General features: G+C 59.9%; 26 protein-coding genes. 21 read left to right on the plus strand and 5 right to left on the minus strand.

Annotated elements, in window-relative coordinates:
- Positions 1–218: 218 nt before the first annotated feature.
- Genes cdaA through glmM form a run of 3 tightly spaced genes read left to right on the plus strand, consistent with a single transcriptional unit; the run spans position 219 to position 3,543 of the window.
- Positions 219–1,064 carry a diadenylate cyclase CdaA gene (cdaA, locus tag HII33_RS06060; protein WP_179394916.1) on the plus strand — a complete coding sequence of 282 codons (846 nt, stop codon included), beginning with the start codon at positions 219–221 and terminating at the stop codon, positions 1,062–1,064.
- Positions 1,061–2,158, plus strand: a complete 1,098-nt coding sequence (locus tag HII33_RS06065; protein ID WP_179394917.1) for a CdaR family protein — start codon at positions 1,061–1,063, stop codon at positions 2,156–2,158. Before cdaA ends, HII33_RS06065 begins: the two co-directional genes overlap by 4 nt.
- Before the next feature lie 29 nt (positions 2,159–2,187).
- On the plus strand, positions 2,188–3,543 hold the full coding sequence (glmM, locus tag HII33_RS06070; RefSeq protein ID WP_179394918.1) for a phosphoglucosamine mutase: 1,356 nt from the start codon (positions 2,188–2,190) through the stop codon (positions 3,541–3,543).
- Positions 3,544–3,664: 121 nt separating this feature from the next.
- Here the strand turns inward: glmM and HII33_RS06075 are convergent, their stop codons facing one another.
- Both HII33_RS06075 and HII33_RS06080 read right to left on the minus strand, forming a co-directional pair.
- Entirely contained in the window at positions 3,665–3,856 is a 192-nt protein-coding gene (locus HII33_RS06075; protein ID WP_179394712.1) for a hypothetical protein, read from the minus strand.
- Positions 3,792–4,016 (minus strand): recombinase family protein, encoded by a 225-nt coding sequence (locus HII33_RS06080; RefSeq protein WP_179394919.1) that lies wholly within the window; start codon positions 4,014–4,016, stop codon positions 3,792–3,794. Before HII33_RS06080 ends, HII33_RS06075 begins: the two co-directional genes overlap by 65 nt.
- 237 nt (positions 4,017–4,253) lie before the next feature.
- Here HII33_RS06080 and HII33_RS06085 point away from each other — a divergent pair, with 237 nt between their 5' ends.
- The 3 genes from HII33_RS06085 to glmS all read left to right on the plus strand — a co-directional run bounded on the left by HII33_RS06085 (position 4,254) and on the right by glmS (position 7,465).
- Complete coding sequence (locus HII33_RS06085; protein ID WP_179394920.1) at positions 4,254–4,559, plus strand: hypothetical protein; 306 nt, start codon at positions 4,254–4,256, stop codon at positions 4,557–4,559.
- Positions 4,560–4,784: 225 nt separating this feature from the next.
- A complete protein-coding gene (locus tag HII33_RS06095) occupies positions 4,785–5,270 on the plus strand; it encodes a hypothetical protein (RefSeq protein ID WP_179394922.1) in 486 nt (161 codons plus the stop codon).
- Between the two features lie 383 nt (positions 5,271–5,653).
- Entirely contained in the window at positions 5,654–7,465 is a 1,812-nt protein-coding gene (gene glmS, locus HII33_RS06100; RefSeq protein ID WP_179394923.1) for a glutamine--fructose-6-phosphate transaminase (isomerizing), read from the plus strand.
- Positions 7,466–7,557: 92 nt separating this feature from the next.
- Here the strand turns inward: glmS and HII33_RS06105 are convergent, their stop codons facing one another.
- Positions 7,558–9,357, minus strand: a complete 1,800-nt coding sequence (locus HII33_RS06105; RefSeq protein WP_179394924.1) for a M3 family oligoendopeptidase — start codon at positions 9,355–9,357, stop codon at positions 7,558–7,560.
- A gap of 97 nt (positions 9,358–9,454) precedes the next feature.
- Here HII33_RS06105 and HII33_RS06110 point away from each other — a divergent pair, with 97 nt between their 5' ends.
- Positions 9,455–9,943 (plus strand): VanZ family protein, encoded by a 489-nt coding sequence (locus HII33_RS06110; protein ID WP_179394925.1) that lies wholly within the window; start codon positions 9,455–9,457, stop codon positions 9,941–9,943.
- A gap of 77 nt (positions 9,944–10,020) precedes the next feature.
- Complete coding sequence (locus HII33_RS06115; RefSeq protein ID WP_179394926.1) at positions 10,021–10,755, plus strand: YebC/PmpR family DNA-binding transcriptional regulator; 735 nt, start codon at positions 10,021–10,023, stop codon at positions 10,753–10,755.
- A gap of 55 nt (positions 10,756–10,810) precedes the next feature.
- Here HII33_RS06115 and HII33_RS06120 read toward each other — a convergent pair whose 3' ends face one another.
- Entirely contained in the window at positions 10,811–11,407 is a 597-nt protein-coding gene (locus tag HII33_RS06120) for a TetR/AcrR family transcriptional regulator (RefSeq protein ID WP_179394927.1), read from the minus strand.
- A gap of 95 nt (positions 11,408–11,502) precedes the next feature.
- Between HII33_RS06120 and HII33_RS06125 the strand changes: the two genes are divergently transcribed.
- The 13 genes from HII33_RS06125 to HII33_RS06185 all read left to right on the plus strand — a co-directional run bounded on the left by HII33_RS06125 (position 11,503) and on the right by HII33_RS06185 (position 21,592).
- Positions 11,503–12,108: an ECF transporter S component gene (locus HII33_RS06125; RefSeq protein WP_179394928.1), complete on the plus strand. Its 606-nt coding sequence runs from the start codon at positions 11,503–11,505 to the stop codon at positions 12,106–12,108.
- Positions 12,109–12,205: 97 nt separating this feature from the next.
- Positions 12,206–13,048: an ATPase, T2SS/T4P/T4SS family gene (locus HII33_RS06130; RefSeq protein ID WP_179394929.1), complete on the plus strand. Its 843-nt coding sequence runs from the start codon at positions 12,206–12,208 to the stop codon at positions 13,046–13,048.
- Entirely contained in the window at positions 13,041–14,012 is a 972-nt protein-coding gene (locus HII33_RS06135; RefSeq protein WP_179394930.1) for a type II secretion system F family protein, read from the plus strand. The genes HII33_RS06130 and HII33_RS06135 overlap by 8 nt, the downstream gene beginning before the upstream one ends.
- Positions 14,009–14,338: a type II secretion system protein gene (locus HII33_RS06140; protein ID WP_246287337.1), complete on the plus strand. Its 330-nt coding sequence runs from the start codon at positions 14,009–14,011 to the stop codon at positions 14,336–14,338. The genes HII33_RS06135 and HII33_RS06140 overlap by 4 nt, the downstream gene beginning before the upstream one ends.
- Positions 14,335–14,766 carry a type II secretion system protein gene (locus tag HII33_RS06145; RefSeq protein ID WP_179394932.1) on the plus strand — a complete coding sequence of 144 codons (432 nt, stop codon included), beginning with the start codon at positions 14,335–14,337 and terminating at the stop codon, positions 14,764–14,766. The genes HII33_RS06140 and HII33_RS06145 overlap by 4 nt, the downstream gene beginning before the upstream one ends.
- Complete coding sequence (locus HII33_RS06150; protein WP_179394933.1) at positions 14,763–15,050, plus strand: hypothetical protein; 288 nt, start codon at positions 14,763–14,765, stop codon at positions 15,048–15,050. The genes HII33_RS06145 and HII33_RS06150 overlap by 4 nt, the downstream gene beginning before the upstream one ends.
- Positions 15,016–15,483, plus strand: a complete 468-nt coding sequence (locus HII33_RS06155; RefSeq protein ID WP_179394934.1) for a hypothetical protein — start codon at positions 15,016–15,018, stop codon at positions 15,481–15,483. The genes HII33_RS06150 and HII33_RS06155 overlap by 35 nt, the downstream gene beginning before the upstream one ends.
- Positions 15,467–15,703 carry a hypothetical protein gene (locus tag HII33_RS06160; RefSeq protein ID WP_179394935.1) on the plus strand — a complete coding sequence of 79 codons (237 nt, stop codon included), beginning with the start codon at positions 15,467–15,469 and terminating at the stop codon, positions 15,701–15,703. Before HII33_RS06155 ends, HII33_RS06160 begins: the two co-directional genes overlap by 17 nt.
- 84 nt (positions 15,704–15,787) lie before the next feature.
- Positions 15,788–16,798 carry an N-6 DNA methylase gene (locus HII33_RS06165; protein ID WP_179394936.1) on the plus strand — a complete coding sequence of 337 codons (1,011 nt, stop codon included), beginning with the start codon at positions 15,788–15,790 and terminating at the stop codon, positions 16,796–16,798.
- 12 nt (positions 16,799–16,810) lie between these two features.
- Positions 16,811–18,001, plus strand: coding sequence for an acetate/propionate family kinase (locus HII33_RS06170; RefSeq protein ID WP_179394937.1), 1,191 nt, complete (start codon positions 16,811–16,813; stop codon positions 17,999–18,001).
- Between the two features lie 144 nt (positions 18,002–18,145).
- Positions 18,146–18,607: a hypothetical protein gene (locus HII33_RS06175; protein ID WP_179394938.1), complete on the plus strand. Its 462-nt coding sequence runs from the start codon at positions 18,146–18,148 to the stop codon at positions 18,605–18,607.
- Positions 18,608–18,758: 151 nt separating this feature from the next.
- The gene (locus tag HII33_RS06180) at positions 18,759–20,120 is read left to right on the plus strand and encodes an amino acid permease (protein WP_179394939.1); all 1,362 of its coding nucleotides are present in this window, start codon (positions 18,759–18,761) and stop codon (positions 20,118–20,120) included.
- Positions 20,121–20,236: 116 nt separating this feature from the next.
- Positions 20,237–21,592: an amino acid permease gene (locus HII33_RS06185; protein WP_179394940.1), complete on the plus strand. Its 1,356-nt coding sequence runs from the start codon at positions 20,237–20,239 to the stop codon at positions 21,590–21,592.
- A gap of 194 nt (positions 21,593–21,786) precedes the next feature.
- On the opposite strand, the gene HII33_RS06190 is transcribed toward HII33_RS06185, so the two are convergent.
- Positions 21,787–22,959 carry a site-specific integrase gene (locus tag HII33_RS06190; protein ID WP_179394941.1) on the minus strand — a complete coding sequence of 391 codons (1,173 nt, stop codon included), beginning with the start codon at positions 22,957–22,959 and terminating at the stop codon, positions 21,787–21,789.
- Positions 22,960–22,967: the final 8 nt, after the last annotated feature.

Raw genomic sequence — 22,967 nt, forward strand, 5'->3', positions numbered from 1 at the left:
CAGGCTTACTCCTAGGCGTGACGCAGTGTGCTGACCGCGGCTTGGCCCACGAGTCAGCCGGAGTTCGTTTGATTTTTCACGAATCGTGGTGGCGATTACAGTGCGCGGTGACTGGTACAGCAATTTTTTTTAGGCGCAACAGCGTGCACGGAATCACGGCCAAGCACACGCGCCAACGTGGTATAATGGGACGCAAATACAAAAATGGAGGAACGACGATGCAGGATTTTTTGGCGACATGGCTGCGCTGGTCGACGCTGACGAATCTGATCGATATCCTGGTGGTCTGGTACACGGTGTACCGCCTGATCATGCTGATCCGCGGCACCAAGGCCGTGCAGCTGCTCAAGGGGATCTTCGTGATCGCGATCATCAAGTTGATCAGCGTCTTTTTACACTTACAGACAGTCGGCTACATCATCGACTTGATCATCACGTGGTCGGTGCCGGCTCTGGTCATCATTTTTCAACCCGAGATCCGGCGTGGTCTGGAACACCTCGGGCGCGGGTCTGTCCTGCCTTGGGCGCGGACGACGCGTCACGAGGTCGAAGAGCGGATGGTCAAGGAGCTCGATAAGGCGATCCAGTACATGAGCAAGCGACGGATCGGCGCGTTGATCTCGATCCAGAAGAACACCGGGCTGGAGGACTATATCGAGACCGGGATCCCGCTGGACGCAGATGTTTCCGGGGAACTGCTGATCAATATCTTTATCCCGAACACGCCGCTACATGACGGGGCAGTGATCATCCGTGACAACCGGATCGCGGTGGCGGCGGCGTACCTGCCGCTGTCCGAAAGCAACTTGATCCCCAAGGAGCTGGGGACTCGTCACCGAGCCGCGGTCGGGATCAGCGAAGTGACTGACGCGCTGACGATCGTCGTCTCAGAGGAGACCGGCGGCGTCACCGTCACCAATAACAACCACCTGATCCGTGACCTGACGCGCGATGACTACCTGAAGCTGCTGACGGCCCAACTGGTCCCAGCGGAAGAGGCAAAACCGAACCCGGTCAACCAAGTCCTCGCCCGTCTGACCCACAAGAAGGGGGCGAAGCGATGAAACTCAGCAAATTCTGGGAAAGCGCCTGGTTCTATCGCCTGCTTGCACTGCTGCTCGCCGTCGGGTTGTTCGCCTACGTCAACGCTGAGGACCTGAACAGCTTGTCGCCGAGCTCACGCAGCAATAACGCGATCACTGCGACGACAGAGCGCACGCTCAAGGTCCCGCTGTCGCTGAAGGCCGACACAGACAAGTACTTCATCACGGGGTATCCCGAGAAGGTGGCCGTCACGTTGAGCGGCAGCACCAGCCTGGTCACAATGACGGCCAACACGATGAACTTCCGCGTGATCGCGGACCTGAGCGAGCTCGGCGTCGGCAAGCATACGGTCCACCTGCGTGAGGAGGGCCTGAACAAGGACTTGACATACAGTCTGAAGCCGAAGACAATTCAGGTGACCATTCAGGATCGCAAGACTAAGACCATGCCGATCCAAGTCAAATACAATCCGAACAGCTTGGCGCCGGGCTACACTGCCGGCACCGCGAAGTTGAACACTGAGACCGCCCAGGTGACCGGGGGCAAAGGTGAGATCAATCGGGTCTACCAGATCGTCGCGAACCTGGTGTTGAGCCGCGACACCAAAGACGCCGTCGACCAAGAGGTGCTGTTACAGGCGCTTGATAGCGACGGCAACACCGTGAACGTCGTCGTCTCGCCGCAGACGGTCCATGTCAGTCTGCCGGTCCGCCTGCCGAGCAAGCGCGTGTCTGTGAAGCTCCAACAATCGGGTGCCGGCGTCACTGGGCTCCGCTATACGCTCAAGGCCAGTGCCAGCCGCGTGACGATCTACGGCGCCCAAGACGTGATCGACCAGATCGACAGCCTTGAGGTGCCCGTCAGCATCAGCGGCGTTACGAGTTCGACGACCAAGACGATCCGGCTGCTCGACGATAACAGCAAGCTGGTCGCGACCGATCCGAAGACCCTTAAGGTGACTATCGGGGTCACGCAAGACGCTAAGGCGGACGGTGAGATCGTGCCGGACCAGTCGAGCACGACCGAGTCGTCAAGTAGTCGCGCGAGCAACGCGAGCAGCACCTCAAGTGCTGCGGATGAATCGAGCGCGTCGTCGTCCAGTTCAGCAGATTGATCAACAGCAGAAGAAATGAGGAAGTTACAATGACGAAGTATTTTGGTACTGATGGTGTCCGTGGGATCGCGAACCAGGAGTTGAGCCCTGAGCTGGCTTTTCGCCTCGGCCGGTGCGGGGGGTATGTGCTGACACAGCATAGCCAGGACCGCTCCAAGAAGCCACTTGTCTTGGTGGCACGCGACACGCGGGCCTCAGGTGAAATGCTGGCGCAGGCGCTGACTGCCGGGTTGCTGTCGGTCGGCATCGAAGTGCTGAACCTCGGCGTGATCACGACGCCAGCGGTGGCCTACTTGATCAAGGTCCAAAGCGCAGACGCCGGCATCCAGATTTCTGCCTCCCACAACCCGGCGGCGGATAACGGGATCAAGTTCTTCGGCCCGGACGGCTACAAGCTGTCGGATGCGACCGAAGAGGAGATCGAAGCGCTACTGGACGCGCCGGAGGACACGCTGCCACGGCCAGCGGCTGAAGGCCTAGGTGCGGTCGCCGACTATCCGGAAGGCGCCTTGAAGTACACGCAGTTCCTCGAACAGACGCTCTCCGATGACCTGGCAGGCCTTCATGTGTGCATCGATGCCGCTAACGGGGCGACCAGCAACCTGGTCAGCCGATTGTTTGCGGACCTGGACACCGAGTTCGACACGATGGCGACCCATCCGGATGGGTTGAACATCAACAAGAATGTCGGCTCGACCCATCCAGAAGCGCTGGCCCAGATGGTCGTCGATAAGGGCGCCCAAGTCGGGCTGGCTTTCGATGGCGACGGTGACCGCTGCATCGCAGTCGATGAAGCCGGGCACATCGTTGACGGGGACAAGATCATGTTCGTGCTGGGCAGCTACATGAAGGCTCAGGGCCGGCTGAAGCAAGACACCGTCGTCACGACTGTGATGAGTAACCTGGGCATGTACAAGGCACTCGAGGCGAACGGCATGCAGTCCGTTCAGACGGCGGTCGGTGATCGGCACGTCGTGGAGGCCATGCGCGCGCATGGGTACAACATCGGGGGAGAGCAGTCCGGTCACGTGGTCCTGTTCGACTACCACAACACCGGTGACGGGATGCTGACCGGGATCCAGCTGCTGAATGTGATGAAGCAGACGGGTAAGCCGCTGTCTGAGCTGGCCGCACCCGTTCAGACCTATCCGCAGAAGTTGGTGAACATCAAGGTCACTGATAAGAACAACTGGGAAGATTACCCTGCGATCCAAGCCGCGATCGATGACGTTGAGCGGCAGATGGCTGGCGACGGTCGGGTGCTGGTCCGCCCGAGCGGCACGGAGCCACTGCTGCGGGTGATGGCAGAAGCCAGGACTGAAGCCCTGGTCAACGCCTATGTCGACCAGATCGCCGCGGTCGTTGAAGACGTGATGGGTTGCTAGACAGCCAAGCGACGTCGCCTCATTGATAGATGAGGCGGCGTTTTTTGTCTGACTTGTCGGATCAAGTGCAGCACGAGAAGCCAGGGTTGCCCCTAGCGCCACGAAAAAAGGCTGAGATCAGTCAGCCTTTGGTAGAACCGTGCTTACGCGGATCGGTCGCATTGATTACATCGTTGATGGTTTGCACTGCTTGTGCCAGTGTGTCTGCAGCGATGGGCTCGATGAGCTCAAATCGACGACGGCGAAAGTCAAATGTGTGGAATTGAAGGGGGGTGACGTAACCGTTCGTTTTCATCGACTTCATCATCGTCATGAATATAGTCAAGCAGCGCAGCTAACTCGGGCCAGGCTAGCGTCGCGACGGACTGCTTTTCTTGAAAGATTTGGGTGCAGCCAGCACGTTTAAGTGAGGATAGCTGCCGATCTAGGTTCTGTTCGCGGGTACTTACCCGCGCGTGTCCGACTTTGGTCATCTACAAGACCGCCTTTACACCCAGATTTTACACCTGCTATTTCTTTAGAATAGCTGATTCAAAGTGTAAATTTAAGGGACACAGAGAATTAACCAGGTGATATAGACCTTTCTGGGCTTGACCTTAGTTCACTTAAGGATAGCTTGTCGCAGCGTCTCGCCGAATTTTCTGAATTTGAGGATCAGGTTCTAGATCCACTGTTGCGCGTAAGTTCATCGGCGCATTGGAGTGATCCAAGTGTACCAGATCATTTTAGATCTGGTTGCTGCAGTTGGCAGTGCCGCGCTAGTTACCCCGGGGATTAAAACGATTATAGACGGAATTAGCTTTGGTGGGGGTCTTGCTCTAGCGAGTGGCGGTTCAGCTACTCCAGTAAGTGTTGTTATTAGCGGCGGCACGGTTCTTCTGGGTACTGCTGAAATTGGGCCGGGTGCCTTAATTGCCGCATTTCGAGCTAATAACGCAAATCCCAGCTTAACGATATTGATTCAGAAATTGACTAAGCCGTTGAGTCAATGGATGATAACGCGATCAACCATCTGATGCAGAAGCACCACCACTGGGAACTTGTTACAAAGGATTCTTCTGTTGAAAGCGTGAAGAGCGTCGTTAAACAGGTGCTACGAAACGGAAAAGAGTTTATTATGAATGAAGGCAAGGGTGTGTTTGGCCGCCAATTGCGGGTGGACGGGTACCTTGTCCAAGTCGTCTATAATCTTTCAAAGGAAGGACTCCTCCTGATCTCGGATGGGTATGTGGCACTTAATCATGGATGATGAAACATATAATGGCGTAAAGAAACAAGTCGGGATCGCATTCAGAAAAAATAATTTTGCAGAGGTATTGAAGCTCAGAGAAAATATTCCTAATGAATTCGGCTTGCTTGTTACAGGTTTTGCTAGAAATTCAACAGACAACACTTCCAATTATACCCCGTATCTTTTTGCTGAGTACTGGTGCTTAACAGAGCCCTGTTCTGAAGCCCATAATCTAGCAGCCGCCTTACTCTACGGATCGTATGCCTTTATTGACGGTGCGTATACATTGGCATTTTGGCATGAGGCAAAGGCACTTAGTTTTGAGCCCGATAATTTAGCGTTTCTCAATACCATTACTTGGTTGGGTACGACGCCAGATTGCGGCGTTGCCTTGGCTGAAGTTGTGCCATATGCCAAGCGGATGCTGTCCTTTGATCCGGAGCACAATTGGTCAAAAACAATTGTGGAATGGTTTGATGAATCGACCCGGAGTTAATCACGAGTTTCATACATGGGACCACCATAACGTTGCGCATAGTTGACAGCGTCCAGAGTCTGCAGGGTCAACACAGAACACCCTAGCCAGCTAGGATGTTGATGCGCTATTTCGTTTCAAACGGATACTAACACACCAATTGGTGAGAGTCGCGGTCCAACAACAGGCACTGCCCGGGTTCATCCGGGACAGTGCCTGTTTTTTTGATCCCGCAAAAAGTGAACGCTTCCACAAAATGACTATAGACCAATTTGATTAAGATTCTATATACCAATATCCGATCCGTGTTGACAAACGCGTTCTGTGACGTTAAAGTGGTGATTGTCGATTGGACAACCAACCGGATAAAATGAACTGGACCAATATCGAGAGGAAGAATGCTTATGTGTGGGATCGTCGGCGTGATCGGGAATCAGGACGCAACGCAGGTGCTGTTGCGGGGGTTGGAGCGGTTGGAGTACCGCGGGTACGATTCCGCGGGACTGTATGTCAATGATCAGCAGGGGCACGACCACCTGATCAAGCGCGTCGGCCGGATCCGGGTGTTGTCTGAGGCGCTGGACGAAACAGTCAGCGGGACGATGGGCATCGGCCACACGCGATGGGCGACGAACGGGCGGCCGACGACGGCGAACGCGCACCCACATGTTTCGAACGACGAGCGGTTTTTCCTCGTGCATAACGGGGTGATCACGAACGCGGCCGCGTTGCGCGACGCGTATCTGCAAGACGTTGACTTGGTCAGCGACACCGATACCGAGGTGGTCGTGCAACTGATCGCGGCCCTCGCCCGCACCGGTCTGACCGCCAAGGTGGCGTTGCAACAGACGCTTGGGTTGGTCGAAGGCTCCTATGCCTTCGCTTTAGTCGACCGGCTCGATCCTGCAACCTTGTATGTGGCCAAAAACCAGAGTCCGCTGCTGATCGGCCTGGGCGACCACTTCAACGTGGTGACCTCTGATGCCTTGGCGATGCTCGACCAGACGGATCGCTTCGTCGCCTTACAGGATGGGGACCTCGTCACGTTGACCGCAGACACCGTGACGATCGAGCAGCTCGATGGCACCCCGGTGGTGCGCCCTGCACACACCGTGGTGCTGAACGACGGTGACGCTGAGAAGGGGCCCTACCCGTATTACATGCTTAAAGAGATCAACGAACAACCCGCCGTGATGCGTCGGCTGGTCGCACGCTACACCGACGCCGCCGGGCAGATCCAGTTGCCCGCGGCGCTGATGCGGACGCTCCAGACCGCAGACCGGCTGTACATCGTGGCGGCTGGGACCAGCTACCACGCCGGCTTGGTCGGGGCGCCGCTGTTTGAACAGCTGGCCGGGGTGCCGACCGAGGTCCACCTGGCCTCCGAGTTTGGGTATCACCAGCCGCTGCTGTCGGCGCATCCTGTGTTCATCTTTCTGTCGCAAAGCGGTGAGACCGCCGACATCCGTCAGGTGCTGGTCAAGGTCAAAGCGCAGGGGCACCCGACGCTGACGATCACGAATGTCGAGACCAGTACGCTGGCGCGTGAGGCGGACCACTTCCTGACACTAGCGGCTGGGCCCGAGATCGCGGTCGCCTCGACCAAGGCGTACACGGCCCAGATCGCGCTGGAAGCTCTGGTCGCTAAGGCGCTCGGGGCCGCGCAGGGGCGCGCTGCGGCGGCAGACTTCGACGTCGTGCATCAGCTGAGCCTGGCGGCGAGCGGGCAGCAGACGCTGATCGAAGAGGCCGATGTGCTACACGCCGCTGCGCGTGACCTGTTTGCCACCACCCGCAACGCCTTTTTCATCGGGCGCGGCGTGGACCACGCGGTCAGCCTGGAGGCGGCCTTGAAGCTCAAGGAGATCTCCTATGTGCAGGCCGAGGGCTTTGCCGCCGGCGAGCTCAAGCACGGCACGATCGCGCTGATCGAGCAGGAGACACCGGTGGTGGCCTTCATCACTGATCCACTCACTGCGGCGCATACGCGCAGCAACGCCGAGGAGGTCGCCGCGCGTGGGGCCAAGGTCTTTCGGATCGCGGCGCATGACTTGGCGCGCCCGGACGACCAACTCCAGCTGCCGCCGATCGATGCGCGGTTGAGCCCGCTTCTGACGATCATCGCCGGGCAGCTCATGGCCTACTACACCAGCCTCGACCGTGGCTACGACGTTGACCGGCCGCGCAACCTGGCTAAGTCGGTCACGGTCGAATAACGGCGACGCGGCGCGCGACCAGCCGACTGCACACGGAATTGACCACCAAAAAAAGCGCTTGGATCGCGTCCAAGCGCTTTTTTGGCGGCCCGTTAGAGCTGGTTGCTCAAGTCGATGAAGAGCTGGGCATCGGCGGCGGCCAGGTCGATGCCTTGTTGCCAGAAGTCCGGCTGGGTCAAGTCGACCCCGAGGTGCTTTTGCGCCAAGTCCTCGGTGGTCATGTTCGCCGTGTCGGTCAACAGGGCGATGTAGGCGTCCTCGAAGCTGCCGGCCTGCTGTTGCGCCTTGGCGTAGATCCCGCTGGAGAACAGGTAGCCGAAGGTGTACGGGAAGTTATAAAACGGTGTGCCGTCTTTGAAGAAGTGGAGCTTGTTGGCCCAGTACATCGGATCGAAAGTGACCAAGGCCCCGGCGTAGGCGCGCTCTTGCGCTTGTTGCATCAGCGCCTTGAGTTGCGGCACGGTGACCAGTCCGGTCTGGCGTGCGTCGTAGAAGCTGCGCTCGAATAAGTAGCGGGCGTGAATGTTCAGCAACATGTCCTTGGGGTTGCTCATCTTGGCGTCTAGCAGGTTGAGCTTCTCTTCCACGCTGGTCGCGGCCTTGACCGTCGCGTCTGCGACGATCAGCTCGGCGAAGGTCGACGCGGTCTCGGCGACGTTCATCGCGTATTCGCGGCGCAAGACGGGAAAGTCCTTGAGGATGCTCGAGTGAAAGGCGTGGCCGAGCTCATGCGCGATGGTGGACACGCCACTGGCGGAGCCGTCGAAGGTCATGAAGATCCGGGCCTCCTTGACGTCTGGCACCGAGGTCATGTAGCCACCGGCGCGCTTGCCTGGACGGTCCTCCGATTCGATCCAGCCGCTTTCGAAGGCGTGCTGGGCAAAATCAGCCATCTTCGGCGAGAACTTGCGGAAGTTCGTAATGATGAACTCAGCCGCTTCATCGAAGGTGTAGACCTTCGGCGTGAAGTCGCCCACGACCACTGGTGCCCACTGGTCGTACCAGGTCATCTTCGGCTTGCCCATCAGTTTGGCCTTCTGGTCGAGGAAGGCCACGAATGGGGCCTTGTTGGCGGACACGGTGGCCCACATCTGGTCGAGCGTCGCTGCGCTCATCCGGTTGTTCTGTAATGGTTTGTGCATGTAGTCTTGCTGCCCGTGGGCCTTGTAATCGGCCAACCGGAAGCCTGCCAGGTGGTTCAGCGTGTCGGCGAACGCCGGGGCGTTGGCTTCCCAGGTCGTCTCCCAGACGTTGAACATCTGCTCGCGGTTAGTGGCGATCGGGTCGGATTCAAAGCGGTTCTGCGCCTGGCCGGCTGACAGCGATAAGGCTTCACCGTTCAGGGTCACGTCGAAGCGCTGGGTGGTCGACAGGGTGGTATAATGGGTCGCCCAACCGCTGAAGCCGTCGACGGCGAGGTCGTTGATCAGGGCCTCGGTGGCATCATCGAGCAACTCCTTGGCTTGCTCACGCATCTCGGTCAGGCCGAACTGGCTCGGGGCGAGTGCTGGCGTGGCGATCAAGGCGGCGAAGGTCGCGTCGTCTAAGGCGCCCAATTTTTTCGCCAGTGGCGTGATCGCAGCGTTCAGGTCGTTGCCGATCGTCTGCAGGTCGTTGAGGATCACGCCGGCCTGCTGGTTGGCCGCGTCGGCGGATTGGATCATGTTGGCGAAGGTCGCCGCGGTGCTCAGCCCGTTGTCGACGTCTTCGAACAGCGCCATCAGCGCGGTGAAGTCGGCGAAGTCGGGATCGGTCGCGGCGGTCCAGGCACTCACTTGGGTCTTCAGTTGCGGGATCTTGGTGCGTACGTCCGCAATGCGGGCGTGGAGCTGCGGCGAGTCGATGCCGCCGGGAAAAATGCTGTCGAGTTGCCAATTGATCGGATAGGTCAATCGTATCGCCTCCGGTTTTTTTAGGATTCTCTCATTTTACCTTAATTTGACCCGGTATGGTATGCTATTGCGAGAACTTATCCGAAGGGGTGACATTGTGACACTGATCCGTAGATACAACTGGCTGTGGGTATCGCTGGCGATCATTGTGGTGCTGTTCATCAGCTCCAGCATGACCTACCAGCAGCAGACCGTCGTGCCGATGCTCGATGGGCTGGTCCCCAACCAGGCGCCGTTCGCCTGGCTGGCCCGCATCGACTTCACCTACGCCGGGACCCGCGTCCACGCTGCGACCATGGGGTTGCCAAGTTTCGTCGAGTGGTTCCTGCGCAAGGGGGCCCACGTGACGATCTTCCTGTGCTTCGGCTTCGCGACGGCGCGCGGGCTGCTAGGGTTCATCAAGGACCGCGGCCTGACCGCGATCACCGCGGTGCTAACGGCTAGCGGGGTGGCGGCGCTGGACGAGTTCCATCAGATGCTGACGCAGCAGCGCACCCCGTTGTTTCAAGACGTGATGCTCGACACGTGCGGCGCGCTGGTCGGCGTCTGCTTGGCGGTCTGGGTGATCCGCCGCAAGCGCCGGTGAAGGCGTTGTCGTGGCGGGGTCCTTTTGGTATAATAAGTCCGTCTATGCACAGAATATTTTGAAAAGAGGGTTTAACGATGTCAGGACACAGTAAGTGGCATAACATCCAGGGTCGTAAGAACGCCCAAGATGCTAAGCGTGGCAAAATTTTCCAGAAAATCTCGCGTGAGCTTTTCATGGCAGCAAAGCAAGGTGGTTCTGACCCCAACAACAACCCAGCGCTTCGGTTAGTCATGGATAAGGCGCGTGCCGCCAACATGCCAAAGGACAACATCAAGCGCGCCTTAGATAAAGCTGAAGGCGGCGACACCACCCGTTACGATGAAGTGACCTACGAAGGTTACGGTGCGGCAGGGATCGCGGTGCTCGTTGAAGCCCTGACCGATAACAAGAACCGTACCTCGTCCAACGTGCGCGTGGCGATCACGCGTCACGGTGGCTCGATGGCCGGCGCCGGGGCGGTCGCTTACATGTTCGACCGTAAGGGGATGTTCGTGATCGACCGCGAAGACCTCGATGTCGATGAAGACCAGATGCTCGAAGCTGCGCTCGAAGCCGGGGCGGAAGACTTGCAGACGACGGACGAGGAGTTCACCATCTACACCGACCCGAAGGACTTCACCGCTGTGCGCGATGCGCTCGAAGGCCAGGGCTTCAAGTTCACCACCAGTGAGCTGACCATGATCCCGCAAAACACGGTCGCGGTGCCGGAAGACAAACTGGAGACCATGCAGAACATGATCGATGCCCTTGAAGACGACGATGATGTTCAAAACGTTTATACCTCCGCTGAATGGCCGGACGAAGACTAAGCCAAAAAAACCGCCGATCGGCGGTTTTTTTGGCGGCTGATGCCAGCCCGCTTGGTCAGGTTCGATCAGTGTAAGGCAACGCCGCTTTGAGTTGCTGCCACTGGGCGTCGATCTGCGCGGCCGACAGTCCGCCGGTCAGCGCCATCACGCTCATCCCTTCGATGGTGAACATGATCCGCTCGGCGTGGGCGTCGAGCTGGTCCGGCCGCAACGTCCCCTGGGTGACGCCGAGCGCGAGGATCGAGCGAATGGTCGCCTTTGTGGTCGCGAACTGACTGGCCTGAAACGCGTGGTCTGCCGCGCTTTTGTGTGTGAAGTAGTACTCGTACATCGCCCGTAGCATCGAGTCATTCATCTGGTGCAGGAGCCGGTTCTTGTGGCCGGCGAGGTAGGTGTTCAGGAGCACCTTGAAGGGGACGTTGCGCGCTGCGGCGTCGCGGACACCGGCGAAGCGGTGGGTGGTGCGCTCGTTCAAGACGGCGATGAAGATCTCGTCGACCGAGCTGAAGTACAGGTAGAGCCCCCCGCGGCTGATGCCGCTGGCAGCAACGATGTCGGCCATCGTGACGCCGATCAACCCGTGGTGGCTGAACACCTGCCGGGCGGCGGCGAGGATCGCGGCGCGTTTTTGGGCTTTGCGTTCGGGACTCATCTCATCATTCCTTTGCGTATTCTTGGCGTGACAGGCAAAGCGATTTGTGGTTTAATGATAAAAACTGACACGCGTGTCATAAATTGGAGGCTGTTATGTCCAAACAATCATCCGCATTTCGCCTGACGATCCGTGCGCTACTCACGGCGCTGATCATCTTGCAGACCATGGTCCCGATGCTGGGGTTCATCCCGCTGGGCCCGACTAGTCTGACCATCATCCACATCACCGTGATCGTGGCCGCCATCGTGCTCGGCCCATGGGATGGGGCGTTCGTTGGGCTGATGTGGGGACTATTCACCATCGTGCGGGCGCTGACAGCACCGAGCAGTCCACTGGATCCGATCATTTTCACCAATCCGATCGTGGCCGTGGTGCCGCGGGTACTGGTCGGCGTGGTCGCCGGGTACACGTTCAACTGGACGTACAAACGGCTTCACCTCGTCGGGGCCAGCGTTGTGGCGGCGATCTTCGGGACGCTGACGAACACGGTGCTGGTCGTCGCGCTGATGGGCCTATTATACACCGGGACGCTGGCTCAAGCCTATGGGGTCACGTCCAGCGGCTTGTTGAAGGTGCTGATGGGGATCGTTGCCGCTAACGGTGTTCCCGAGGTGCTCGGCGCGGCGGTGTTGACGCCGCTGATCACTACCGCCCTGTTTTCGGTTTCGCGCCTGCACCTGCGGCAGCTCCCGAAGTAGTCGAGACACATGAAGTTGACCGGCCACGGTCAACTTTTTTTTATGCCATCAAGGCCGATCACCATGAAAAGCGAAATATAGACTAGGGGGTGAGGGGATGGACGACTTGATGGCCGTATTGCGCGCGGCGGTGGCGGCACGCGCCAGCGACCTGTACCTGTTGCCGCAAGCAGCCGGCTACGCCGTGATCTTGCGCGTCCCTACCGGGCTGGCCCCGCTACCGGCGGTGAGCCTGGCCGTGGGGCGGCGATGGCTGAACTATCTGAAGTATCAGGGGGGGATGAACGTGACCGAGCACCGGCGCGTGCAGCTCGGGGCCTACACACCACCGAGCTTGGGCGTCCCGCTGCGGCTGAGCACGGTCGCCGACCACAGCGGCGCCGAGACGCTGGTCGCGCGGTTGATGCACGGCGTCCCACCGCTCGATGAGTGGACGACTCCGGTGATCACTCAACTGATGGCGGTCGTTGCCTCACGCGGGCTGCTGGCCCTGTGCGGCCCGACCGGTAGCGGCAAGACGACGCTGCTTTACCAGCTTGCCACGGCGCTGGCGGCCGACCAGATCGTGATGACGGTCGAGGATCCGGTGGAGATCGTGCAACCTCAGTTCCTGCAGCTACAAGTCAACCCGGAGGCGGCGATGAGTTACGCGGCGTTGCTCAAGGCCGCGCTCCGTCACCGGCCGGATGTGTTGTTGATCGGTGAGATCCGCGACCACGAGACGGCTCAGCAGGCGTGCGAGGCGGCGATCAGTGGCCACCTGGTGTTGACCACCGTGCATGCGCGCAGCGCGGCCCTTGTGGCGATGCGGCTTCAGGGCCTGGGCGTGGCCCCAGCCTTGGTCACCGCGGCGTTGACCGCCAGCGGTGCCGTTCACCTCGTCCATACACCGGTCACGCACCCAGTGCTGACGTTGGTGACGGCGGTCGCAGATGCATAGGCGGGCGAGGCAGCCGGCGCTCAAGGTGCAACTCGCTGCCTGCGAGCGCCTGATCAGCCTACTGACAGTCGGCTTCACCCTCAGCGAGGGGTTAGCGTATCTAGTGGTGAGTATGCCCCAGCAGGCGGGGGTGTGGCAGCAGCTCACGGCCGCCTTGGCCGCGGGGGAGTCATTGGAGGTGGCGTTGACCGTGGCGCGGTTTCACCCAGTGATCGTCACGCAAGTGCGCCTGGCGGCGATCCACGGCCAGCTTGTCCAGGGGCTGGCGGTGGCGGTGCGGTTCTTGACGCTGCAGCGTAACAGCTGGCAACGCCTGCGCCAGCTGTTGGTCTATCCGGCGGTTTTGCTGGCACTACTCGCTGGTCTGCAGGTGGTCTTGTGGGTCAACGTGCTCCCGGCGCTGGGTCAGCCACCGAAGCCGCCCCTGACGCAGCTGCTCGTGCTGACGGCGGTGGGGCTGGCGGTCAGTAGCGGGTGGTGGTTCTGGCGACGCCTGACGCCGCTTGCCCGCGGTCGCTTGCTGCTACGGCTACCTGGCGTGCGCCGCTTGGCGAAGAGCGTCTACCAGTTCCAGTTCGTCAGCGGTGCCGCTCAGTTCCTCGCCGTCGGGTTGCCAGTCACCGCCTATCTTGCCCAGCTGGCGCAGCTTCCGCCTAGCGTGCTGACGCAGCTGGGCCGTGAGCTGCAGGCCAAAGTCGCCGCTGGTCAGGCGCTAGAGGCTGCGTTGCACCACCCGCTCGTCTACGCCCCGGCGCGTGAGCTGCTGGGGTTGGGGCAGACGGCGGCACTGGTCGCCACCGGGATGCAGCTCCTGGCCACTCAACTGATGGCCCAGTTGCAGACGCGCAGCGAACGGTGGTTGGCGGTCGTGCAACCGCTGATGTTTCTACTGATCGGGGGCCAGATCGTCTGGGTCTACCAGTCACTCTTAGGACCGCTGTACAGCGGGGGAGGATGGTTATGAAGCGAAGAACCACACGGCGGGCGTTCACCTTGATCGAGGTCCTGGCGGCGTTGGGGTTGATCATCGTGTTGACGTTGACACTGGTCGTGACGATCCGCGCGCAAGTCGAGCAGGCGAACCGCCAGCAACTACGGGCGACGGTCGAAACGGTCAACGCGCAGATCGACGTGGCCTATCAGCAACCGGACCGAATCCAGCTCCAGTTCAATACGCTGCAGAGCTTGATCGATAACGGGATCATCACGGCGCAACAGGCCCAGCTATTGGCCGGCAAAGCGACCTACCAGCCGGGGACGCAACCGCCTGCCTTCAAGCTAACGCCATGAGGCGGGCATTCACGCTGCTGGAGCTGATCGTGGTGCTGGCCCTTGTCGCGCTGGCGGGGGTGTTGGGCGTGCGATGGTCGGCGGTGCAGCAAGCCCGACAGGCAGAGACGCAGTTTTTTGCCAATTTTGAGGCGCACTGGGCAACGCTACGGGTCGAGGCGGCCGCGGCGCGCCAGTACGGGGTAGTCAAGTTCACCGCCACCGCGGTGGCTTTTCGCGTCGGCCCGACCGGCCCGACCCGCCTCATCGCGGTGCCGGCGACTGTGGTGGTGCCGATCAACGACGGGATCGTCCTGCCGCAGGTGGACTTCGAAGCGCCGGACGATCGGTACTTCGGCGCGCCGCAGACGCTGACGTTTCGTCGCCCGCCACGTCCGGATAAGGTCTACACGGTGCAGCTAGGCTGGGGGGTGCTGAAACCATTATGAAGGCGATGCTCTTAGCCGAACACTTGGCGGCGCTGAGCGTGACGGTGTTCGTCGTGCTGTGGCTGACAATGGTGCAGACGGCGTACCGCGAGCAAGTCGTGCCGATGCGTACGCAGACGCTGGCCGTGTATGCGGCGCGGGTCGCGTTGATGCGGCTGGGGCCGGGACACACCGGCACGGTCACCGTGCAAAGTGGCGCCGGACCACAAGTCGTGCGGGTGACCCCTGAGGGAATGGAGGTGACCGTCGATGGTCAGGTGGTCTGGCAACAGGCCTTTCCGTAAGGCCTTCACGCTGATCGAAACGCTAGTAGCGCTGGGCGTCTTGGTCTTAGTGACCTGGCTGTGGCGCCCGCCACTACGGACTCTGGTCACCGAGGCGACCCAGGATCAACGGCTCCTAGAGGCTTTGCAGGCGGCACAAGCGTTGCAGATGTTCGTGCAGGGGCAGACGCTGACGGTGGCCGCAGACGGCCAACGGGTGTGGCTCGATAAGCCGAACGCCAAGCAGCAGATGACGCGCTACACGATCGAGTCCGCGAGCAGCAACACGGTGATCAGCCAGTTGCGCATCCGGGCGTCGGGTGGGCAGATGCCGTTATTGCTGCGCGTCAAGCACATCGTGTTTGTCGAGTTGCGGCCCAACGTCGTTGCGTTCACTTGGACGCTCAACGCCGGTCCACCGGTGGAAGGGGTGCTTTATGGGGCGACGCGCTAGTGCGCTGATGGGCGCGGTGTTATTGCTGAGCGTCGTGACGGTGATCGGCCTGGCGACGCTGCAACGCTTTGCGCTTTGGCGCAGTGAGTATCAAGCCCGGTTGCGGCTCGAACGAACCGCGCTTGACGCCGCCGTGGTGCAGTGGCAAGCGCTGGGGCCGTCCGGGGATGAACAGGCCGGTGAAGCTGTACTACCGGGGCAGAATGTCCCGCGACCATGAATGCCGGTGTGACGCGAAAGAAACCGCTTGAATCTATCCCAATTCATCGTTAGAATTGAGAGGTACATTTAAGGAGGTTACAGCGTGGCAAACGAGCACTTGAAGTCTTTGTATGCCGTTTTGGAATCAACGACTGACTTGCTGCACAAGCAGCTGAAGGGCAGCTATCTCGAAGCTGCCACCGAGTCTGGCGACGACCTCCTTGCGGGTCAGATCACGCATCAAGACGGGCTGCCGGATGCCGCCGCGACTGAGAAGTTAGCGGCGCAATTCGCGCAGATCGACTTGGCGGATTACACCCCGGAAGAGATCCGTGAAGCCTTGCAACTGATCCTCGTCAAGGTGATCCAAGTCGATGGGGTCGAGCCCAACAAGCAGGTCACCCCAGACCTGATGGCGGGGTTGGCAACGTTCATGGCGACGACGTTCCTCAAGCACGTCCCCGCGACCGTGACCGTTGCCGACCTCGCTGCGGGGTCGGGGAACCTGCTTTTTGCGGTGATGAACCGGCTGCAGGCGGCGTTTGAGGTGACGGTGCGCGGCATCGCGGTCGACAATGATCCGATGTTGCTGGCCTTTGCCGACATGAGCAGTCGCTTGCAGCGACTAGACGCGACGCTGTATCACCAAGACGCCTTGGCGCCTTTGGCGTTCAGCGGCGTTGACGTCGTGGTCTCCGACTTGCCGGTGGGCTACTACCCACTGGACGAGCGCGCCAAGCAGTTCGAGACGGCCGCGACCAGCGGGCACAGCTATGCGCATCACCTGCTGATTGAGCAGAGTATGGCGGCTTTGGCGCCGGGCGGGCTGGGCCTGTTCTTCGTGCCGAGTAACGTGTTTCGATCTGAGGAGGCCGCAGGGCTGACGAGCTGGTTGACGCACCGGATGCACTTCCAGGGATTGCTGAACTTGCCGAGCACGCTTTTTGCCACCCAAGCCGCGCAGAAGTCGCTGCTGGTCTTGCAAAAACCAGGCCCGGGCGTTCAGCAAGTCCGTCAGGTCCTACTGGGCACGTTCCCAGATCTCGCCGATCACCCAGCGTTCAGTGCATTCCTTGCGGATGTGAAGAACTGGTCTGCAACAAATTTAGTGTAGGAGATGTATCGTATGTCAAAAATTCTCGCAATCAATGCCGGCAGTTCCACGTTGAAGTGGAAGCTGTTCGTCATGCCAGACGAGACGGTCATTGCGTCTGGGATGGTCGATCGCATGGGCTTGTCGAACTCCGAGTTCAAGGTCAAGTACGGTGACGGGCAAAAGTACGTGGTCAACCAGGACATCCCGACCGCCGACATGGCGGTCGACATGCTGCTCAAGGCGCTGATCGAATTGGATATCATCAAGGATTACGCCGAGATCGAAGGCGTCGGCCACCGCATCGTGGCCGGGGGCGAGCGATTCAAGGAATCCGAGTTGCTGAACGACGATTCCCTCAAGGAAGTCGAAGCGCTGGCTGAATATGCCCCGTTACATAACCCGGCCGAGGCCAACGGGATCCGGGCGTTCATGAAGCTGCTGCCCGGCGTGCCGGAAGTGGGCGTGTTCGACACGTCCTTCCACACTACGATGCCGAAGATGAACTACCTGTACTCCATCCCACAGGAATACTACGAGAAGTACGGGGCCCGCAAGTACGGGGCGCACGGGACCAGCCATCGCTACGTCTCGCAGCGCGCCGCCGAACTGCTCGGCAAGGACTTGAAGGATCTGCGCATGGTTACCATGCACCTCGGTTCTGGGGTCTCCATCACGTCGGAAAAAGATGGCCAGTCCTTTGATACCTCGATGGGCTTCACGCCGCTGGCCGGCGTCACGATGAGCACGCGCAGTGGGGACATCGATGCCTCCTTGGTCGCGTACCTGATGCAAAAGCTGGAACTGACGGACCCACAGGACATGATCGATATCCTGAACAAGCAATCCGGGTTGCTCGGGCTGTCTGGGCTCTCCCCAGACATGCGTGAGCTGGAGAACACCCGCGAAGAGCGGCCAGCGTCCCAGCTGGCGATCGACATCTTCACGAACCGCGTGGTCAAGTATGTGGCGGGCTACATCGCCGAGATGGGCGGGATCGACGCCCTGGTCTTCACCGCCGGCATGGGCGAAGGGGACAAGCGCGAGCGCAAGCGGATCATCGAGGGGCTGAGCGTCTTTGGCGCCAAGATCGATGATGCCCGCAACGACGTGATGGCCGAAGAGCGCCTGATCTCCAGTGACGACTCCAAGGTTAAGGTGCTGTTGGTCCCGACCAACGAAGAAGTGATGATCGCACGCGACGTCGTGCGGTTGAGCAAGTAAGGCCAAAGTCGCCGTCGGTACTATGCTGGTGGTGGGAAGGGACGCCTGAGCAGGCGTCTCTTTTGGTGTCTGCGCCCGAGTTCACCAGCACCTGGCGGCCGGATGTGGTAGCATAACACTATGAGACAGACGGGAGGCGGTCGGATGGGTCCGTTGAGTGGCATGAGCTGGTTACTGATACTCTTAGCGGTGGTCGCAGCCGGGGCGATGACGGTCGTGCGCCGACAGCTGCGGTTTGCGGCCAGAGTCAAGCGCGCTTGGCAGGGGCTTTACCTCGGCGGCGCGCTTCTGATGGGGCTCTTCACGGGTTTGACTAGCCAACGGCCCGATGATGCCATCAGCGGGGGCTTCATTGTCGTGATGCTGCTGGTCTTCGCCTCGTGGCGGCGCGGGCTGACCGACGCCGAGGTGATCAATGGGTTCGGCAGTATGCGTCCCTATACGCAGTTCACGCAGATCCAGCTGCAGGCGGTGGGGAGCGGAACGGCACTGAACGGGCTGGTCGGCACCGTGGTCGTCGTGCGCTTGCAGTTCACGCAGTCGCCAGCGCAGTTGGCGCAGTTTTTGAAGCGGCAGATGCCGCCACAACGGGTGGTCATCTTGTGATGAATTAATTTCACGTTGACCAGCGGAACATGACGAAAAAGGCGGTCTCATCGGGTGAGACCGCTTTTTGTGTCCCGCTAGCGCAGCCCCCGCCTTTGTTTCGGTGAGTCGCGTTTTGTATAATCGACTGTAACGTTTGGAGGAAACCCTTATGCAATCATCTGCTCCACAACCTGAACTCGCGCGGACGCTCAAGAGTCGGCACATCCAATGGATCGCGATCGGGGGCACGATCGGGACCGGCCTGTTCCTGGGCGCCGGCCAGTCGATCCACCTCGCTGGGCCATCGATCGTGCTGGCGTACATGCTGGCCGGGGGCATGTGCTTCCTGCTGATGCGCGCGATGGGCGAGCTGCTCGTGTCAGACCTTTCTCAGCATAGCTTCGTCGACTTCATCCGGCGCTACCTCGGGGACAACGCCGCCTTCGTGACCGGCTGGACCTATTGGATCTGCTGGGTGTCGATCGCGATGGCGGAGGTCACGGCGGTGGGGATGTACATCCGCTACTGGTTCCCCGCACTGCCCCAGTGGGTCCCGGGGTTGCTGGCGCTGGTCGCCTTGCTGTTGATGAATCTGATCTCCGTCGGGCTGTTCGGCGAGACCGAGTTCTGGTTCTCCCTCATCAAGGTCGGCGCGATCATCGCGTTGATCTTGGTCGGGGCGTGGATGATCGCGACGCACTACCCGACGACTAGCGGCCATGCGAGCCTGGGTAACTTGGTCGACTACGGCGGTTTTTTCCCCAAAGGCTTCGGCGGTTTTCTCGCGTCCTTTCAGATGGTCACGTTCAGCTTCGCCGGGATTGAGATGGTAGGGATGACCGCCAGCGAAACGGCGGACCCCAAGAAAGTGATCCCCGAGGCGATCAACGAGTTGCCGGTGCGGATCATTCTGTTTTATATCGGGGCATTACTGGTGATCATGAGCATCTACCCGTGGTCGGCGGTCAGCCCAGACTCTAGTCCGTTCGTGCAGGTCTTCAACAATGTCGGGATCCGCGCTGCGGCAGACATCATCAACTTTGTCGTCCTGACCGCGGCGGCCAGCGCCTGCAACTCGAGCCTGTTCACTACCGGTCGGATGCTGTTTTCACTAACGTTGGGTACAGACAACCGCGCGCTCAAGCCGTTCAGCCGGCTCTCCCGGCGGCAAGTGCCGGCTAACGCGATCATCGGCTCAACGGTGGTCATCGCGCTGGCTGTGTTGTTGAACATGGTCCTACCCGGCGAGGTGTTCACCTTGATCTCGAGTGTCGCGACCACCAGTTTTTTGTTCGTCTGGTCGATGATCGTCTTGGCGCACCTGAAGTATCGCCGCCAGCACCCGGCCGCTGCGACGTTCCGCGCCCCGTTCTTTCCGTATGGCGACTACCTCGTGTTGGCCTTCCTGATCGGCATCGGCGTGATCATGCTCAGCCACCGCAGTACGCTGATCCCGGCGGTGCTGGCGATCGTCTGGCTCACCGTGATCGGGTTCGGTCGGTGGTGGCACCAGCGCCACACTGCTTCGTGACCCATGCCTCGCCTCGCGCGGGGCGTTTTTTGATCGGGGCGCGAATGAATCAATGACTGTTCACAATATAAAAACACTTGTGTATACTGGACAGTATCAATCTCTTGGAGGCTACGATGGCAGCACACGCGAACGACGAACTGGCCCGCAACTTGAAGGGGCGACACATTCAGCTGATGGCGATTGGGGGCACGATCGGGACGGGCTTGTTCCTCGGCGCGGGCAAGTCGATCCAGGCAGCCGGGCCGGCGATCGTCTTGGCTTATCTGCTATGCGGCGTGATGGCGTTTTTCCTGATGCGGGCGCTCGGCGAGTTGCTGATGTCTGATCTGAGCCAGCACTCGTTCATTGACTTCGTGGCGCGCTACCTCGGTGCCCGCGCGGCGGCCGTGACCGGCTGGATCTACTGGCTGTGCTGGGTGTCGCTGGCGATGGCCGAGGTGACGGCCGTTGGGGTCTACGTGCGCTTCTGGTTGCCTAGCGTTCCGCAGTGGTTGCCAGGGCTGGTGGTCCTGTTGGTCCTCGGGGCTGTCAACCTGATCTCCGTCGGGCTGTTCGGCGAGGCGGAGTTCTGGTTTGCCTTGATCAAGGTGATCGCGATCCTCGCGTTGATCGGCGTCGGTCTGGTCTTGATCGTCGGGCATGTGCAGACGGCGGCCGGGCCGGCGACGTTGCGTAACTTGGTTGCGCACGGCGGTTTTTTCCCCCGCGGGGTCAGCGGGTTCATGATGGCGTTTCAGATGGTCGTGTTCAGCTTCACCGGTATCGAACTGGTCGGGCTGACGGCGAGTGAGACGCGTGATCCGCAGACGGCGATCCCCAGCGCGATCAACCAGCTACCGGTGCGGATCATCCTGTTCTACGTCGGGGCTCTGATCGTGATTATGAGCCTCTCGCCGTGGACTGCCGTCAGCGCTGACAGCAGCCCGTTCGTCCAAGTCTTCGAAGCGCTCGGGGTGCCGGGAGCGGCCGGGGTCGTGAACTTCGTGGTGCTGACCGCGGCGGCCAGCGCCTGCAACTCGGGTCTGTACAGTACTGGACGGCTCCTCTACAGCATGGCCGCGACCAGCCCGACCCCACGGATGCGCGGCTTGGCCAAGCTGTCGCGGCGGCAGGTGCCGGCACGGGCGATCCTGGCGTCGACGGCGGTGATCGCGGTGGCGGTCGGGTTGAACTACTTCTTGCCCGCCTCGGTGTTCATCTTAGTCTCAAGCGTTGCGACGATCAGTTTTCTGTTCGTCTGGGTGATGATCGTGCTCACACACCTGCGCTACAAGCGTCAGCAGCCGGTTGGACCGTTCGCCGCGCCACTGTTCCCGTGGGGGGACTGGTTCGTGCTCGCATTCCTCGCGATGGTCGTCGTGATCATGATGCTGTCGCGGGACACTGCGGTGGCGACGCTGATCGCCGGCGGGGTGATCGGTGCGCTGTTCATTGGGAGTGGCCGCCGTCGAGCTCGAGGCCATCTGTAAACGCCACAAGCGCCGACCCAGAGTTAGTGGGTCGGCGCTTGTGGTCGTGCATGTTTCTTCACACTTCGGTCGCGAGGCGTTCAAGGCTTTGTGTGATGATAAGGGTACAAAAAAACGTCGACGCAGTTGCGCCGACGTTCAAGGGGAGTTGAGATGGAGGTGAGGAGTAACACACACCCTAGCACGAGCGGGAGTTAGGCGTTGCTTGCCCACGAGTTGCCCACAAGCTTTTCGAGGGCCGAAACGGTCGCGTTTTCTTGCTCGGTTTGAAGGGTGTCTAACATGTGAGAATAGACTTGCTGTGTTATTGTAATGTCCTTGTGACCGAGCCGCTTTGAGATGTAGTAGATGTCCACGTGCTGAGATAATAGGTAGCTCACGTGGCTGTGGCGGAGCCCGTGGAAGGTGATCGACTTCGAGATGCTAGGTAGCTCGGGGTCAGCATCGATCGCTTCTTGGGCGGTTTTAAGCGCCTTATTCGCGCCGGCGTTGGTGAGTACCTGGTGCGTCCGCGCGCGGAAGACTAGCTTCTTGTCGTCACGAAACCCGATGCGCAAAGAGTACGCCGCCTGCTGGGCTTTATAGGCTTTGAGCACATCCATTGTTGGTGGCGTCAGCTTAACTGTGCGCACCCCGGACGGCGTCTTGGTTGGCAGAAAGCCCTGCCCAAAGTGGTAGTCCCACGTTTTGTTGATGCTGATCGTGCAAGCGTCAAAGTCTATGTCGTCCCATGTCAGACCGACCAGCTCGGAGAATCGCGCGCCGGACATGGCGCCGAGATAGATGGCCAGCATAGATAAGTGGTTGAAGTCCACGCGTTCTCGGGCGTAGTCGATGACGGCGGCGAACTGGTCAGCTTCGAGAAACTTGTCTGCATCCTTTTTGCCGTCAGCGCCGGTGATGATTGCTCCGAACGTGAAGTCGGTGTATATGAGCTGATCGTTCATGGCTGACCTGACCATGGTGCGCACGTAGCCGTTGAGCTTTTCTACGGTGATGTGGCTGTGAGTATCACCGTAGCGATTCAAAAACCGCTGCCAGTCTGATCGCGTGATGTCGGTAAGTTTGGACTGACCGAACTCTGCTCGCAACGCCTTTCGAATGATTGGGTACCGTTTTTCGGTGACTAGACTGTTCTTACCAGTTTTGTACAGGGCCACCCAATCGTCCCAATAGTCGAGTAGGGTGATGTCGGTACGGGAGAGATCGGCACCACGCAGTTGATGAGATTGAACCTCTACCGCCGCGGCTTCTGCTAGTCGCTTCGTGCGGAACCCGCCTTTGGACCGTTCTTGCCACTTGCCGTCAGGAGTTTGAAAGCGAACTCGATATTCATACGCACCACCGCGTTTTCTGATTGATGCCATTTTTCTAC

Origin of the sequence: Lacticaseibacillus absianus (assembly GCF_013407595.1) — a bacterium.
Taxonomy (GTDB): Bacteria; Bacillota; Bacilli; order Lactobacillales; family Lactobacillaceae; genus Lacticaseibacillus; species Lacticaseibacillus absianus.

Excerpts from the sequence above, each read along its gene's own strand:
- cdaA (WP_179394916.1), top strand. The coding sequence starts at position 219 with ATGCAGGATTTTTTGGCGACATGGCTGCGCTGGTCGACGCTGACGAAT.
- HII33_RS06065 (WP_179394917.1), top strand. The coding sequence starts at position 1,061 with ATGAAACTCAGCAAATTCTGGGAAAGCGCCTGGTTCTATCGCCTGCTT.
- glmM (WP_179394918.1), top strand. The coding sequence starts at position 2,188 with ATGACGAAGTATTTTGGTACTGATGGTGTCCGTGGGATCGCGAACCAG.
- HII33_RS06075 (WP_179394712.1), bottom strand. The coding sequence starts at position 3,856 with ATGACGATGATGAAGTCGATGAAAACGAACGGTTACGTCACCCCCCTT.
- HII33_RS06080 (WP_179394919.1), bottom strand. The coding sequence starts at position 4,016 with ATGACCAAAGTCGGACACGCGCGGGTAAGTACCCGCGAACAGAACCTA.
- HII33_RS06095 (WP_179394922.1), top strand. The coding sequence starts at position 4,785 with ATGGATGATGAAACATATAATGGCGTAAAGAAACAAGTCGGGATCGCA.
- glmS (WP_179394923.1), top strand. The coding sequence starts at position 5,654 with ATGTGTGGGATCGTCGGCGTGATCGGGAATCAGGACGCAACGCAGGTG.
- HII33_RS06115 (WP_179394926.1), top strand. The coding sequence starts at position 10,021 with ATGTCAGGACACAGTAAGTGGCATAACATCCAGGGTCGTAAGAACGCC.
- HII33_RS06120 (WP_179394927.1), bottom strand. The coding sequence starts at position 11,407 with ATGAGTCCCGAACGCAAAGCCCAAAAACGCGCCGCGATCCTCGCCGCC.
- HII33_RS06125 (WP_179394928.1), top strand. The coding sequence starts at position 11,503 with ATGTCCAAACAATCATCCGCATTTCGCCTGACGATCCGTGCGCTACTC.
- HII33_RS06130 (WP_179394929.1), top strand. The coding sequence starts at position 12,206 with ATGGACGACTTGATGGCCGTATTGCGCGCGGCGGTGGCGGCACGCGCC.
- HII33_RS06135 (WP_179394930.1), top strand. The coding sequence starts at position 13,041 with ATGCATAGGCGGGCGAGGCAGCCGGCGCTCAAGGTGCAACTCGCTGCC.
- HII33_RS06140 (WP_246287337.1), top strand. The coding sequence starts at position 14,009 with ATGAAGCGAAGAACCACACGGCGGGCGTTCACCTTGATCGAGGTCCTG.
- HII33_RS06145 (WP_179394932.1), top strand. The coding sequence starts at position 14,335 with ATGAGGCGGGCATTCACGCTGCTGGAGCTGATCGTGGTGCTGGCCCTT.
- HII33_RS06150 (WP_179394933.1), top strand. The coding sequence starts at position 14,763 with ATGAAGGCGATGCTCTTAGCCGAACACTTGGCGGCGCTGAGCGTGACG.
- HII33_RS06155 (WP_179394934.1), top strand. The coding sequence starts at position 15,016 with ATGGTCAGGTGGTCTGGCAACAGGCCTTTCCGTAAGGCCTTCACGCTG.
- HII33_RS06160 (WP_179394935.1), top strand. The coding sequence starts at position 15,467 with ATGGGGCGACGCGCTAGTGCGCTGATGGGCGCGGTGTTATTGCTGAGC.
- HII33_RS06170 (WP_179394937.1), top strand. The coding sequence starts at position 16,811 with ATGTCAAAAATTCTCGCAATCAATGCCGGCAGTTCCACGTTGAAGTGG.
- HII33_RS06175 (WP_179394938.1), top strand. The coding sequence starts at position 18,146 with ATGGGTCCGTTGAGTGGCATGAGCTGGTTACTGATACTCTTAGCGGTG.
- HII33_RS06180 (WP_179394939.1), top strand. The coding sequence starts at position 18,759 with ATGCAATCATCTGCTCCACAACCTGAACTCGCGCGGACGCTCAAGAGT.
- HII33_RS06185 (WP_179394940.1), top strand. The coding sequence starts at position 20,237 with ATGGCAGCACACGCGAACGACGAACTGGCCCGCAACTTGAAGGGGCGA.
- HII33_RS06190 (WP_179394941.1), bottom strand. The coding sequence starts at position 22,959 with ATGGCATCAATCAGAAAACGCGGTGGTGCGTATGAATATCGAGTTCGC.